This is a genomic window from Streptomyces sp. NPDC051310, from assembly GCF_044455245.1.
Classification (GTDB): domain Bacteria; phylum Actinomycetota; class Actinomycetes; order Streptomycetales; family Streptomycetaceae; genus Streptomyces.
On record NZ_JBITEO010000015.1, the window covers coordinates 1 to 14,125 of the forward strand.

The window sequence follows — 14,125 nt, forward strand, 5'->3', positions numbered from 1 at the left end:
GGACGCTTCCTTTGTACTCACCCTCTCGGGCTTTCCTCCGGGCGCTTCCCTTCGGTCTTTCGTGTTTCCAGCTTAGCAGATCCGTTTTCCGTTTCTGCCACCCGCTGGAGCGGGCTGCCGGGCCGTTCTTCGCTTTCGCGTTTCCCTTTCCGGCGGTTCCGACTCTATCAGATCCTTTCGGGCCTGATTCCCAGTCAGCGGGTTTGTCCTCCCGACCCGTTGGGCCGTTCCGACGTTTCAAACTCTAGCGGATTTCCCGGGAGGCTCATAATCGAGCCTTCGAAATGAATTTCGGCATGCCGAAATTCGTCCCGGTCGGGAGATCGTGCAGGGTTTGGGTGCCGCGTTCGCGGCGGGATGGCTGTCGCAGAACCGTTCCGGCTCCGTGACAACTCGAAGAACCTTACGGATCCCCGGGGGCCGTGTCAAGGCCCTTGGTGACGGGCCGTTCGGCTCGCTAGTCGAGGTCCGTCAGGCGGCCGCCCGCGTCCGGCTGGGCGTGTTCCACCCGGCGCAGGAGGCGGATCAGGAGTTCGCCGAGGACGGCGCGCTCCTCGCTCGACAGGTCCTGGAGGAGGTCCTCCTCGAAGGCGGTCGCCATGCGCATCGCTTCGAGCCACTTGGCGCGGCCCTCGTCCGTCAGCTCCACGATGACCCGTACCCGGTTGTTCTCGTCGCGGTCGCGGGTGACCAGCCCCTCGCCCGCCATGCGGTCGATGCGGTGGGTCATGGCCGCAGGGGTCAGCCCGAGGCGCTTGGCGAGTTCGCCGGGGCCCAGGCGGTACGGGGCGCCGGAGAGGACGAGGTGCTTGAGGACCTCCCACTCGGCGTTGCTGATGCCGAGCTCGGCGACCTGGCGGCCGTACGCCACGTTCATGCGGCGGTTCAGCCGGCCGAGCGCCGAGACGACCTTCTCGACCTGGGGGTCGAGGTCGCGGAACTCGCGCTGGTAGGCGGCGATCTGCTCGTCGAGGCTCGGCTCCTGCGTTGCGGACATGCGCAGGAGTATCCCACGGAAGCCGCTTGGCGTTGAAGTCCTTCGGTGTGTAGAGTTAAGTATCGAACTTTAGGATTGAAGTCTTCTGAGGTAAGACCTCCGAACCGAAGCAGGTGAGTGTGACCGAGGCGATGGGCGCGGCGATGCGCCGGATCCAGGCGGGGAACGTGCTGAGCGCGTTCGGGCTGGGGTTCACCGTTCCGTATCTCTATGTGTACGTGGCTCAGGTGCGGGACCTGGGCGCCGGCACGGCGGGGGCCGTGCTGGCGGTCTTCGCCATGGCCGCTCTCGTGGTCCTGCCCTTCACGGGACGGGCGATCGACCGGCGGGGGCCCCTCCCGGTGCTGGTCGTGGCCGCGCTGCTGGCCTCCGCCGGGGCGCTGGGCATGGGCCTGGCGGACAGCGTGCCCACCGTCGTGCTGGCCGCGGCCCTGCTGGGCGCCGGTACGGCCGTGATGCAGCCCGCGCTCGCGACCATGATCGTCTGGTGCTCGTCCACGGCCACCCGTACGCGTGCCTTCGCCCTCCAGTTCTTCCTGCAGAACCTGGGGCTCGGCATCGGCGGACTCATCGGCGGGCAGCTCGTCGACGAGAGCCGGCCCGGCAGCTTCCTGCTGCTGTTCTCCATCGAAGCCGCGATGTTCCTCGTGCTGGCCGCCATCGCTGCCACCGTGCGCATGCCGCGCACGCCGTCGATCACCGATCCGCGCCCGGAGAGCAAGGGGAGCGTGCGGGCGCTGCTCGGGCACCGGGCGATGGTGCAGCTGTGCGTGCTGGGCTTTGTGCTGTTCTTCGCCTGCTACGGCCAGTTCGAGTCGGGGCTCGCGGCGTACGGCACCGAGGCCGCCGGGATCGAGCCGTCGACTCTCGGCATCGCGCTGGCGGCCAACACGGCGGTCATCGTGGTCGCCCAGTTCCTGGTGCTGCGCTTCGTGGAGCGGCGCCGGCGGAGCCGGGTCATCGCGAGTGTCGGGCTGATCTGGGCCGTGGCGTGGCTCTTCGCGGGGTACGCCGGGCTCGGGCACGGCAGCCAGGCGATGGCCACGGCGGCGTTCGTCACCACGTACGGCCTGTTCGGGCTGGGCGAGGCGATGCTGTCGCCGACCGTGGCGCCGCTGGTCGCCGATCTGGCGCCGGAGTCGATGGTCGGGCAGTACAACTCGGCGTTCGCCCTGGTCAAGCAGCTCGCCCTGGCGGTCGGGCCGGCCGTGGGCGGGCCCATGGGGGCCGCGCTCCACGGGCCGTACATCGTGACCTTCGTGCTGTTCTCGCTGGGCATCACGCTGCTGGCCCTGCGGCTCGGCGCGAAGCTCACGCCGGCGCAGGACCACCCGTACCCGGTGGCGACGTCCCGGGTCGTCGCCCGGCACCGGCCGGAGCAGCCGGTCGAGGCGGCCGCCTAACCGGGCAGGGCGAACTCGCACCAGACCGCTTTGCCGCCGCCCGGCGTGCGGCGGCTGCCCCAGGACGAGGCGATCGTGGCGATGATCGAGATGCCACGACCCGCCTCGTCCTCCGTTTCGGCGCGGCGGCGGCGCGGCAGGTGGTCGTCCCCGTCGGTCACCTCGATGATCAGGCGCCGGTCCGTGCGGCGGAGCCGCAGGCGCATCGGCGGGGTGCCGTGCTGGAGGGAGTTCGCCACGAGTTCGCTGGTGGCCAGCACCCCCAGGTCGCGCAGCTCCACCGGGAAGCGCCAGCTGGACAGGACACCGGAGGCGAAGGCACGCGCGCGGGGCGCCGCCTCCACGCCGCCGAGCAGGTCGAGCGCGGCGTTGTGGAACAGCTCCGCGTCCGGGCCCGTACGGGTGGGGTGCTGCAGGACCAGGACGGCGACGTCGTCGTCGTGCTCGGCGGTGACGCCCAGAGAACGCAGCAGCCGGCCGCAGACGACCTGGGGGCTGCCGGTCGCGCCGGACAGGGCGCGCTCCAGGGCGGCGACGCCTTCGTCGATGTCCTCCCGGCGCCGCTCGACCAGCCCGTCGGTGTAGAGGACGGCGGTCGAGCCGGGCGGCAGGGCGATGGTGCCGGAGGTGTGCAGCCAGCCGCCGGTGCCCAGGGGCGGGCCGGTCGGCTCCTCGGCGCGGCGGACCGTGCCGTCCTCGTCCCTGACGAGGATCGGCAGGTGGCCCGCCGACGCGTAGACGAGACGGCCCTCGTTCGGGTCGTGGACGGCGTAGACGCAGGTGGCGATCTGGCTGGCGTCGATCTCGGCGGCGAGGCCGTCGAGGAGCTGGAGCACCTCGTGGGGCGGCAGGTCCAGGCGGGCGTAGGCCCGTACGGCGGTGCGCAGCTGGCCCATGACGGCCGCCGCCCGCACGCCGCGGCCCATGACGTCGCCGATGACGAGGGCGGTGCGTCCGGCGCCCAGCGTGATCACGTCGTACCAGTCGCCGCCGACGGCCGCGTCCGTGCCGCCCGGCTGGTAGGTGGCGGCTACCCGCAGGTCGTCGGGCTGTTCGAGCTCCTGGGGGAGGAGGGACCGCTGGAGGGTGACGGCGGTCTCGCGGTGGCGGCGCTCGCTGGCGCGCAGCCGCTCGGCGGCGTCGGCGTGGTCGGTGACGTCGGCGGCGTGGACGAGCACCCCGCCGCCCTCGTGCCCGGGCGTGTCGACGGGGAGGCAGGTGACCGTGTACGAGCCGCCGTGCGTGCGCCGGGACTTGACCGTACGGGGCTTCCCGCTGCGCAGCACCTGGTCCATGAGCGGCAGCAGGCCCAGCTCGGAGAGCTCGGGGCAGCCCGCCGCGAGGGCACCGGGCGGGCGGTGACCGAAGGCGGCGGCGTAGGCGTCGTTGACGTACGCGATGCGGTGCTCGGAGCCGTACGTCAGGGCGACCAGCCCGGGGAGGCGGCCGATGATCTCCCGTACGGAGAAGTCCTCCAGGGCGGGGACGTCCTGGGGGACGCCGGCGGGGGCGTCGCCGGGCCGGGGGTCTGGCTGCTGACCGGGCTCACCCCGGCCGGACTCACCTCGCGCCGCGGGGACGGAGCCGTCCCCGCGCTGCGCCGGCGAAGCCCCAGGGTCGGTTCCGCGCGCGGCGGCGCGGCGCTGCGTACCGGGGAGCCGGGCGCTCCAACGCGTGAAGTTCACGGATCTGTATGCCTCGTGGTGTCGTAGCCGTGCGGAGTCGCAGGGTGCTGAGTCGCTGGTTCGCTGGGTCACTCTGTGCAGGTGTGAGCCCACCTATGGTCACACGTCCAGTGTGACCGAGCGCACTGACAAGGGCGTCGGCCGATGCGTCATCCCATACGTCAGTCGGACTTCGGGGCGCCGTCCGCGGTTCCGCCTTCGGCCATGTCCTTGGGGTCGGACGAGGGCGGTGGCCCCGCGGCGAGTTCGAACTCGGCGCGCGGATGCTCCAGCGACCCCAGCGAGACGATCTCGCGTTTGAAGAGCCCGGCCAGCGTCCACTCGGCGAGGACGCGTGCCTTGCGGTTGAACGTCGGCACGCGGCTGAGATGGTACGCGCGGTGCATGAACCAGGCGGGGTAGCCCTTGAGTTTCCGGCCGTAGACGTGGGCGACGCCCTTGTGCAGGCCGAGCGAGGCGACGGACCCCGCGTACCGGTGGGCGTACTGCTCCAGTGGCCTGCCCTCGAGGGCGGCGACGAGGTTCTCGGCGAGGACCTTGGCCTGACGCACGGCGTGCTGGGCGTTGGGGGCGCACTCCTTGCCGCTCTCCGCAGCGGTGACGTCGGGGACGGCTGCCGCGTCCCCGGCCGCCCAGGCGTGTTCGACGCCGTCGACGGTGAGGTACGGGGTGCACACGAGGCGGCCGCGTGCGTTGCGGGGGAGGTCGGTGGAGGCGAGGACGGGCGCCGGTTTGACGCCGGCCGTCCACACGACCGTACGGGTGGGCAGGCGGGTGCCGTCGCTGAGGACGGCGACGCGGTCCTCGCAGGATTCGAGGCGCGTCTCCAGGCGTACGTCGATGTTCCGGGAGCGCAGTTCGCGGACGGTGTACCGGCCCATGTCCTCGCCCACTTCGGGGAGGATCCGGTCGGTGGCCTCCACGAGCACCCACTTGAGGTCCTCGGGCTTGATGTTGCGGTAGTACCGGGCGGTGTAGCGGGCCATGTCCTCCAGCTCGCCGAGGGCCTCCACGCCGGCGTAGCCGCCGCCGACGAAGACGAAGGTGAGGGCGGCGTCGCGGATCGCCGGGTCACGGGTCGAGGAGGCGATGTCCATCTGCTCGATGACGTGGTTGCGCAGCCCGATGGCCTCCTCGACGGTCTTGAAGCCGATGCCGTAGTCGGCGAGCCCGGGCACCGGGAGGGTGCGGGAGATGGATCCGGGCGCGATGACCAGCTCGTCGTAGCGGATCTCCACGGGGACGGCGTCCGTCTCCTCGGTGGCGAGGGTGGCGACGGTCGCGGTGCGCTTGGAGTGGTCGACGGCCTTGGCCTCGCCGATGAGGATGTGGCACTGGTCCAGGACGCGGCGCAGCGGCACGACGACATGGCGGGGCGAGATGTTGCCGGCCGCCGCCTCGGGGAGGAAGGGCTGGTACGTCATGTACGGGTCGGGTGTGACCACGGTGATCTCGGCGGTTCCGCTTCTCAGCCGGTCCTTGAGGCGCCGCTGGAGGTGCAGGGCGGTGTACATCCCGACGTAGCCACCGCCGACAACGAGAATGCGCACAGGTTCGGTCACCCTCCCATGACGCAACGCCCTTCGGGGTTTGTCCACAGGCCCGGCAATTCGTGTGACGGGCGAGTGCAGGGGGCACGGGGTGGCGGTGATGGCGGGGAAGTCAAAAGGTGCGCAGGTCAGGCGGCGGAGAAGGGGTGGCGGGAGGGGTCGGAATCGGGAGTGTTCCGGTCCTTGCTCCGATCGGGGGGCGCACCGTACGGAACTGCCCCTTCTGAATTGACTCCGACTCAACTATGTTCGTATGTCGTCGGGGAGTCCGGGCGTCGCGCATGACCTGAGCGCGGCGGAGCCGGCCCCTGATCGTCAGGGCGGGGAGTCTCCGGGGGGAGACGTCATTACCGGGGGAACACATGCATGTTCAGGATTCGCATTGGCAGACCGTCGTCACGCCGCCGGCCGGCGGGACGGGCGGTAACGGGGTCGGCACGGTGAGCGGCACGGGCACCGGGCTCGCCGGGGCTCACGGCACCATGAGGCCCGTGGCCGGCGCTGCCGGGCGCACCTCGCCGCTGCGCGTGGACGCGCAGCGCAATCTGGAGCACGTCCTGCGGGCGGCCCGTGAGGTGTTCGGCGAGCTGGGGTACGGCGCGCCGATGGAGGACGTGGCGCGCCGGGCGCGCGTCGGCGTCGGCACGGTGTACCGGCGCTTCCCGAGCAAGGACGTACTGGTGCGGCGCATAGCCGAGGAGGAGACCTCCCGGCTGACGGAGCAGGCCCGTACGGCGCTGGGCCAGGAGGAGGAGCCGTGGTCGGCGCTCTCCCGGTTCCTGCGCACCTCGGTGGCCTCGGGTGCGGGGCGGCTGCTGCCGCCGCAGGTGCTGCGGGTCGGCGTGGACGGGGACGACGCTTCCCCGGCCGACGTGCTCGACGCCTCGCGCGTGCCGCAGCAGCGCGGGGTCGCGGCCGCCGCCGAGGGCCTGGCCGCGGGCGAGGCCGGGGCGCGCATGGTCGCGCCGCGGGCGGTGCCGGTGGCCGAGCAGGACGACGCGGGCGCGTCGGAGCTGCTGGAGGTCGTGGGCCGGCTCGTGGACCGGGCCCGGGAGGCGGGCGAGCTGCGCGGTGACGTGACGGTGGCGGACGTGCTGCTGGTCATCGCGACGGCGGCGCCCTCGCTGCCGGACGCGGCGCAGCAGAGTGCGGCGTCGGCACGGCTGCTGGACATCCTCCTGGAGGGCCTCCGCTCCCGTCCCGCGTGACCGCGCCGGCGCGTGAAGGCGTGTGAAGGCGCGTGAAGGCGCGTCGGAGACGCGGAACGACACTCGGCCGGGCCGCCGCCGTCTAACCCGAAAGGGTGATGCGGCGCGCCCGGATCCGGGAAACCTCCCCGGATGAGTGGTTGACGGGCCAACAACCCCGGGCGGACCGGGCCGCTGTGGCACGCTTGCCCGGTGTTCCGGTCCGAGCAGCGATACGGGGGCTTCCGCCATGAGCGGTGAGGGTCGCGACGAGCCGCTCGGCGGTGCCGGGACCGGCGAGACGCGTGGGCTGTCGTCCCGCAGGGTGCCGAGCCAGGGCGGACCCGCCGCGAGCGGCACCGCCCCGGCGGGCAGCCCGTGCGGGGCCCGGGACGCGGGGCCTCCGGAGACAGGAGCCTTGGACCCGAGGGCCTCGGAAGCAGGGGCACGGGACGCGGAGGCTCGGAACGCGGGGGCCCCGTCGGCACGAGCCCCGGGCGCGGCTGCCCAGGACGCAGGAGCCTGGGACGCGGAGATTCAGGGGACAGGAGCCTCAGACCCGGGGGCCTCGGAAGCAGGGGCACGGGACGCGGAGGCCCCGGAAGCAAGGGCGCGGGCCGCAGGAGCCTGGGACGCGGAGGCTCCGGCCGCAGGAGCCCCGGATACGGACGCCCAGGACGCAGGAGCCTGGGGTGCGGGGGCCTGGGGCACAGGGGTTCAGCAGGTCGGGGGCGAGGCCGACGCGGGCGTGCCGGCGCAGCGCACGGGGGGGTCCTCCGGGTCCGTACTGCCCCCGCCGGTCGAGCTGCCGCCCCCGGACGCCGTCCTGGTGCGGCGGATGCGGGACGGCGACGACGACGCCTACGAGGAGCTGTTCCGGCGGCACGCGGAGGCGGTGCGGCGGTACGCGCGCACGTGCTGCCGGGACGGGCACACGGCGGACGACCTGACCGCCGAGGTGTTCGCGCGGACGCTGCAGGCGGTGCGCGGCGGCGCGGGGCCCGAGCACGCCGTACGGGCCTACCTGCTCACCACCGTGCGGCGCGTGGCGGCGGCCTGGGCGCGGACCGCCCGGCGGGAGCATCTGGTCGAGGACTTCGCGGTGTTCGCCGCCCAGGCGACGCGTCCCCCGGAGGTGTCCGGCGAGGGCACGGTCGAGGTGGGCGCCGACGTGCGCGCGATGCACTCGGCCGAGCGGTCGCTGGCCATGCAGGCGTTCCGGTCGCTCCCCGAGCGGTGGCAGGCGGTGCTGTGGCACACGACCGTCGAGGAGGAGTCGCCCAGTGAGGTGGCGCCGCTCTTCGGGCTGACGGCCAACGCCACCGCCGTACTGGCCAGCCGGGCCCGGGAGGGCCTCAAGCAGGCGTACCTGCAGGCGCACGTGAGCCGGGCCCTCACCTCCGGGGGCGATTGCGCGCGGTACGCCGACCGGCTGGGCGCGTACGCCCGGGGCGGGTTGCGCACACGTGCCGAGCGGGGGCTGCGCAAGCACCTGGAGGAGTGCGCCGCGTGCCGGCTGGCGGCGGGCGAGCTGCAGCAGGTCAACGCCGGGATCCCGGCGCTGCTGCCGGTCGCCGTCATCGGCTGGTTCGCGGCCGGGGCCTCGCTCAAGGCGGCCGGCACGGTGGCCGCCGGCGGTGCGGCGGGCGCTGTGGGAGCCGCGGGTGCGGCCGCCGCCGGTTCCGCGGGTGCCGCGGGTGCCGGGGGCGTCGGAGGGTCCGCCGGGGCGGGAGCGGGTTCCGCGGGCGTCGGAGGGTCCGCCGGGGCGGGAGCGGGTTCCGCGGGCGTCGGAGGGTCCGCCGGGGCGGGGGCCGGCGGTGCCGTCACCGAAGGGCTGGGCGTACCGGCGAAGGCCGGGATCGCGGCGGCGGTGGCCGTGGCGGCGACCGCGGGGCTGGTGTGGGCGCTCGCGGGCGACCCCCGGCCCGCATCGCCCGAGCCACAGGCGAGGCCGCCGCGGGCCGAGCCTGCCGTACCGCGGGAGGAGCCGCCCCGGCCCGGCCCGTCCGAGGCGGCCCCGGCCCCGTCGGCCTCCCCGTCACCGACCGCCGCACCGGCCGCCCCGCCGCCCGCCGCAAGCCGCAGCACGGCCCCGTCCCGGACACCGGCGCCCGCGACCACCCCCGCGGATCCGGCGCCTCCGCCCGCGCCCGCCCCCACCCGGAGGCCGGCGCCGCCCCCCGCACCGGCATCCCCCTCCACGCCGGCTCCGCCGCCCCCGGCCAGCACCTACCAGGTCAACACCTTGCGGTACGGGCTGTTCGGCGACCACACCGCTCCGGAGGTGCGGCTGCACGAGTCCGGCTGGCTGTGGCAGCGCTGGGGCATGTCGATCGGCGGCGAGCGGTACGGGCACGGCGTGACCGTGCACGCGAGGTCCTCCGTCACCATCGACCTCAACCGCCGCTGCTCCACGTACGACGCGTTCGTCGGCGTCGACGACATGGCGCTGGGGCTGGGCGGGGCGCGGTTCTCCGTGTACGGGGACGGGGGCGTGCGGCTGTGGCGGTCGCCGGTGGTGCGCGGCGGTGAGGCGGCGGTGCCGGCACACGTGGGGATCGCCGGTCACCGGACGATCCGCCTGGTCGCCGAGCCGCACACGGCGGCGCCCCTCGGACGGGCGGCCCCGGTCGGCTGGGCCGAGTCACGGATCGGCTGCGGCTGAACCGCCGCTCCAGGAGCGCGCAGGTCGCGGGTCGGGGCAGGCCGGGCGCAAGCCGGCAGACCGGGAAGCGCAAGCGGGACCCAGGCTTGCGGCCGCGGAGGCGCCAACCGGGCGCGGGCCGACGGACGGGAAGCGCAGGCGGGCGCAGGTCGCCGGTCCGGGAAGCGCAAGCCGGACCCGGACCAGCAGCCGGGAAGCGCAAGCCGGACCCAGGCCCGGCAGACCCGCAAGCGCAAGCCGGACCCGGACCACCAGACCCGCAAGCGCAAGCCGGACCCGGACCACCAGACCCGCAAGCGCAAGCCGGACCCGGACCACCAGACCCGCAAGCGCAAGCCGAACCCCGACCACCAGACCCGCAAGCGCAAGCCGAACCCCGACCACCAGACCCGCAAGCGCAAGCCGAGCCCCGACCACCAGACCCGCAAGCGCAAGCCGAGCCCCGACCGCCGGACCCGCAAGCGCAAGCCGAGCCCCGACCGCCGGACCCGGACCGCCGGGACCGGGAGCCCAGGCGCCGCCTATGAGGAGCGCAGTGTCGGGCGTGGCGGGACGCCCGCGGCGACCGCGCGCTGGCGCGGGGCCGCGGTGCCGGTCCAGCAGGTGCCCCGGCGGGCGAGCAGGCGCCGCAGCCACAGCTCGGTGGAGACGAGGTCGGCCAGGCCGTCCAGCGGCAGCGGCTCGCCCTCGGACGCGGCGCGCAGGGCCTTGCGGACGACCCGCGCCTCGATCAGCCCGGCGTCGGCGAGGAGCGGCGCGTCGAAAAGGGCCATCAGCTCCGGCAGTGCAAGGCGGAGGCCCGCGCGGGTGGCGGCGGCCGACGACGCGTGGGAGGGCGCGCCCCAGCCGGGCGGGAGGTCGTGGATGCCGGCGCCCGCGAGGACGGCGCGCAGGATCGCGGCCCGAGCCCCGGGCTGGACCCGCAGCGACTCGGGCAGGTCCCGGCAGGCCCGTACGACCTGGTTGTCGAGGAAGGGGGCGTGCAGCCGCTGGCTGCGGATCTCGGCGGCCTGTTCCCGGATGCGGTGGTCCGCCGCGTGCCGGGCCAGGGCGGCACGCGCGCGTGCCTCGCCCGGGCGCTGGACGGACGTCGGGCGGGTCGCCGCCTGGCCCAGGCGAACCGATACTTCGACGAGCGCCTCGCCGGTCAGCCAGCGGGCGGCGGGGCCAGGCCGGGACCAGGTGAGCGCGGAGAGGGAAGCGTCCAGGGGCCCCGGCACCGGCGGGTCCGTGCGGTTGGCCGCCAGCAGCCGGTCGGCGGCCGTCTCCAGGCCGGTCCGGTACGGCGTGCGCGCCAGTCTGCGGGCCGCCCGGTAGACGGTCAGCGGCACCAGCAGGGAGCCCGCCGAGGGGCCGGTGGCCTTGGCGAGGGCGGTGACCGGGCGCAGCAGGTGGCGGCGCCGGCGGTCCATCAGGAGGTCGGCGAGGCGGGCGGGGTGGGCGTCCAGGACCTGCCGGGCGCCGTGCCCGGTGAAGTGGTCGGCGCTGCCCGCGGCGAGGCGCCGCCGGTGGCGCTCGGCGGCCACCAGCGAGGGGCCGGGTTCGTCGGTGAGCGGGCCTTCGAGCGTGGCGTACGGGAGGGCTTCCTCGCCCGCGGCGACCACGACGTGGTGCAGCCGGGGATCCTCGGCGAGGAGCCGCGCCCGCTCCAGTTCGTCGTCCCGGCCGCCGGTGGCCAGGTCGTTGAAGGTGACGGCGAGGAGCCGCTCGCCCGCGCCGGTGCCGTGGCCCAGGACGGTGCCGGGCGCGCCGGGCAGCCCCGCCGCGAGCAGCGCGAGCGTGCTGGACGCGCTGCCGCCGGACAGGTCGGCGCCGATCCCGGGGGCGGGCGCCCCGCGGGCGGCACGGCGTTCGGCAGGGCCCATCCCGGGGACGGGGCCCGGGTCGGGCGGCAGGGTGTCGGGGGCGTGGCGGGGCGCGGTGAGCCGGGCCCGTACCGCCTCGACGAGCGCGTCGCGGACGCCCTCCACCGCCCGGTCCGGGTCGATCTGCGGTCCGGCGACGGCGAGCGAGGCGACCGGTTCGTACCCGGTGATCTCGCGGGAGCCCTCGCGCAGTACGAGAGCGTGCCCGGGCGGGACGCGTTTGACGCCGACGTACGGGGTGGAGTCGCGCAGCGCCTCCGGGGTCTCGGGGCAGGCGAGGAGCGCCGCGAGGTGGCCGATGTCGAGCTGGGCCTCGATGAGGTCGGCGAGCGGCAGGGCGGCGGTCGCGTACGCCGTGCCGTTCGCCCACGGGGTGTGGAAAACCGGCCGCGCCCCGGCCAGGTCACCGGCGACGATGATGCGCCGCCCGGTCTGCACGACGGCGGTGTAACTGCCCGGCCAGGCGGTGAGGTGCCGCATCGCGCCACCGCGCGCCGCGAACAGGCCGACCCTCAGCTCCTCGTCGCTCGCTGCGCAGCAGCCGAGGACCGCGAGGCGGGTGAAGGAGTCCACGGTGACGACGCGCACCTCGTCGGGACGCCAGTCGCCCACCGCCCACAGCGGATCCGGGTCACCCCACAGGAGTTGGGCGCCGACCGGGTGCACGGTGCGTCCGTCGTCGTCGGAACCGACCGCCCCCGCCGTACCGAAGCTCGCGGCGATACTGCTCCATCCCACCAGCCACCGCATCGCCGCCTCCACCGCCTGTGGACAACCTCAGCCTTCGATGAAGGACATGCTGCCACGACAACGGCGCGCAGGAGGGCTCCCGGGACGCGCGCACGAAAGAGGAACGCGCCCCTGGCATTGGCCATATGACGACGGTTCGGCCGGCCGAACGATGGGCATCATTCAGCCAATCTGAACCGTCCGACAGACGTGCACGACCTCCAGCCCGGGAGGCGCCCTTCGCCTCCCGGACCGGTCCGCCGCCCGCGGGGATTGAGGCGGCGGTGTCCCCCAGCCCACTGGTTCCAGTACGCAGTGGGCCGACCCACGCAGGACTCATGGAAGCGCTCCCCCACCGGCCGGGCCAGAGCGCACGGACAGGCGCACGGCCACACGGCCGGAGCACGGGGGCGGGGTGGCGGGCGCGCGCCCGTGGCGCGACATCCACCCGTACGGGCAACAATCTCGCCATACGGAACACCGCCTCTTAACGGTCGGGATCCGGCGAACTACGCTGGGTTTACGAATGCCGCGCGCCTATGCCTGGCGTCGTGGCGGCCGTCTGGGTGTCGAGGGGTGGCGCATGTCCAGGGAGCAACGCGGGCCGAACGAGAAGCTCGGCACCGTTCTCGCCCTCGCGGGAATAAGCAACGCCGGCCTCGCCCGGCGGGTCAACGACCTCGGAGCGCAGCGGGGACTGACGCTCAGGTACGACAAGACGTCGGTGGCCAGGTGGGTTTCGAAGGGCATGGTGCCGCAGGGCGCCGCGCCGCACCTGATCGCGGCCGCCATCGCGCAGAAGCTCGGCCGCCCGGTGCCGCTGCACGAGATCGGCCTGGCGGACGCGGACCCGGCACCGGAGGTGGGACTGGCCTTCCCGCGCGACGTCGGCGAGGCGGTGAAGTCGGCGACGGAGCTGTACCGGCTGGATCTGGCCGGGCGACGGGCGGGCGGCGGCGGGATCTGGCAGTCCCTGGCCGGTTCGTTCGCCGTCAGCGCGTACGCGACGCCCGCGTCCCGCTGGCTCATCACCCCGGCCGACTCGTCGGTGGAGCGCTCGGTGCCCCCCGGGGAGGGGCAGGACGGGGCGGCGCCCGCCCGTGTCGGCCACAGCGACGTGGCGAAGCTGCGCGAGGCCGCCGAGGACGCGCGGCGCTGGGACTCCAAGTACGGCGGCGGCGACTGGCGTTCGTCGATGGTGCCGGAGTGCCTCCGGGTCGACGCGGCGCCGCTGCTGCTGGCGTCGTACTCGGACGAGGTGGGCCGGGCGCTGTTCGGGGCGACCGCCGAACTGACCCGGCTGGCCGGCTGGATGGCGTTCGACACGGGTCAGCAGGAGGCGGCGCAGCGGTACTACATCCAGGCGCTGCGGCTCGCGCGGGCCGCAGCCGACGTGCCGCTCGGCGGGTACGTGCTGGCGTCGATGTCGCTCCAGGCCACCTACCGGGGTTTCGCCGACGAGGGCGTGGACCTGGCGCAGGCGGCGCTGGAGCGCAACCGGGGGCTGGCCACGGCGCGCACCATGTCGTTCTTCCGCCTGGTGGAGGCGCGCGCGCACGCCAAGGCGGGTGACGCGGCGGCCGCCGGGGCGGCGCTCAAGGCGGCGGAGGGGTGGCTGGAGCGGTCGCGGGAGGGCGACGCCGACCCCACCTGGCTGGGCTTCTACTCGTACGACCGGTTCTGCGCGGACGCCGCCGAGTGCTACCGGGACCTGAAGGCGCCGCGGCAGGTGCGCAGATTCACCGAGCAGGCGCTGTCACGGCCGACGGAGGAGTACGTGCGCTCGCACGGCCTGCGGCTGGTGGTGAGCGCCGTGGCCGAGCTGGAGTCCGGGAACCTGGACGCGGCCTGCGCGGCGGGCACGCGCGCGGTGGAGGTGGCCGGGCGCATATCGTCGGCGCGTACGACGGAGTACGTCCGGGACCTGCTGCACCGGCTGGAGGCGTACGGCGACGAGCCGCGCGTGGTGGAGCTGCGCGAGCGCGCGCGACCGCTGCTCATGGCTCCGGCGTGAGCACCGGTGGCGGCGCGGCCCCCGGCGCCC

8 protein-coding genes are annotated in these 14,125 nt (G+C 74.6%); 4 read left to right on the forward strand and 4 right to left on the reverse strand.

Translation table 11 applies throughout. The features are described from left to right. Positions 1 to 457: 457 nt before the first annotated feature. The gene (locus tag ACIA79_RS21760; RefSeq protein WP_031069284.1) at positions 458 to 997 is read right to left on the reverse strand and encodes a MarR family winged helix-turn-helix transcriptional regulator; all 540 of its coding nucleotides are present in this window, start codon (positions 995 to 997) and stop codon (positions 458 to 460) included. Positions 998 to 1,116: 119 nt separating this feature from the next. Between ACIA79_RS21760 and ACIA79_RS21765 the strand changes: the two genes are divergently transcribed. Beyond that, entirely contained in the window at positions 1,117 to 2,400 is a 1,284-nt protein-coding gene (locus tag ACIA79_RS21765; protein WP_399430000.1) for an MFS transporter, read from the forward strand. On the opposite strand, the gene ACIA79_RS21770 is transcribed toward ACIA79_RS21765, so the two are convergent. Together ACIA79_RS21770 and ACIA79_RS21775 are read right to left on the reverse strand one after the other, a co-directional pair. Then, on the reverse strand, positions 2,397 to 4,085 hold the full coding sequence (locus ACIA79_RS21770) for a SpoIIE family protein phosphatase (RefSeq protein WP_399430001.1): 1,689 nt from the start codon (positions 4,083 to 4,085) through the stop codon (positions 2,397 to 2,399). The genes ACIA79_RS21765 and ACIA79_RS21770 overlap by 4 nt on opposite strands. A 161-nt stretch (positions 4,086 to 4,246) precedes the next feature. Then, positions 4,247 to 5,647 (reverse strand): NAD(P)/FAD-dependent oxidoreductase, encoded by a 1,401-nt coding sequence (locus ACIA79_RS21775; protein ID WP_399430002.1) that lies wholly within the window; start codon positions 5,645 to 5,647, stop codon positions 4,247 to 4,249. Between the two features lie 350 nt (positions 5,648 to 5,997). Between ACIA79_RS21775 and ACIA79_RS21780 the strand changes: the two genes are divergently transcribed. Further along, positions 5,998 to 6,843, forward strand: coding sequence for a TetR/AcrR family transcriptional regulator (locus ACIA79_RS21780; RefSeq protein WP_399430003.1), 846 nt, complete (start codon positions 5,998 to 6,000; stop codon positions 6,841 to 6,843). Between the two features lie 727 nt (positions 6,844 to 7,570). After that, positions 7,571 to 9,487, forward strand: a complete 1,917-nt coding sequence (locus ACIA79_RS21785) for a sigma-70 family RNA polymerase sigma factor (RefSeq protein ID WP_399430004.1) — start codon at positions 7,571 to 7,573, stop codon at positions 9,485 to 9,487. A gap of 521 nt (positions 9,488 to 10,008) precedes the next feature. Here ACIA79_RS21785 and ACIA79_RS21790 read toward each other — a convergent pair. Further along, positions 10,009 to 12,102, reverse strand: a complete 2,094-nt coding sequence (locus ACIA79_RS21790) for an asparagine synthase-related protein (protein WP_399430005.1) — start codon at positions 12,100 to 12,102, stop codon at positions 10,009 to 10,011. Between the two features lie 562 nt (positions 12,103 to 12,664). On the opposite strand from ACIA79_RS21790, the gene ACIA79_RS21795 reads away from it, so the two are divergent. Next, positions 12,665 to 14,095 (forward strand): MFS transporter, encoded by a 1,431-nt coding sequence (locus tag ACIA79_RS21795; RefSeq protein ID WP_399430006.1) that lies wholly within the window; start codon positions 12,665 to 12,667, stop codon positions 14,093 to 14,095. Positions 14,096 to 14,125: the final 30 nt, after the last annotated feature.

Bases quoted from the DNA above. Each gene is read 5' to 3' on its own strand.
- ACIA79_RS21760 (WP_031069284.1), bottom strand. From the start codon at position 997: ATGTCCGCAACGCAGGAGCCGAGCCTCGACGAGCAGATCGCCGCCTAC.
- ACIA79_RS21780 (WP_399430003.1), top strand. From the start codon at position 5,998: ATGCATGTTCAGGATTCGCATTGGCAGACCGTCGTCACGCCGCCGGCC.
- ACIA79_RS21790 (WP_399430005.1), bottom strand. From the start codon at position 12,102: ATGCGGTGGCTGGTGGGATGGAGCAGTATCGCCGCGAGCTTCGGTACG.
- ACIA79_RS21795 (WP_399430006.1), top strand. From the start codon at position 12,665: ATGTCCAGGGAGCAACGCGGGCCGAACGAGAAGCTCGGCACCGTTCTC.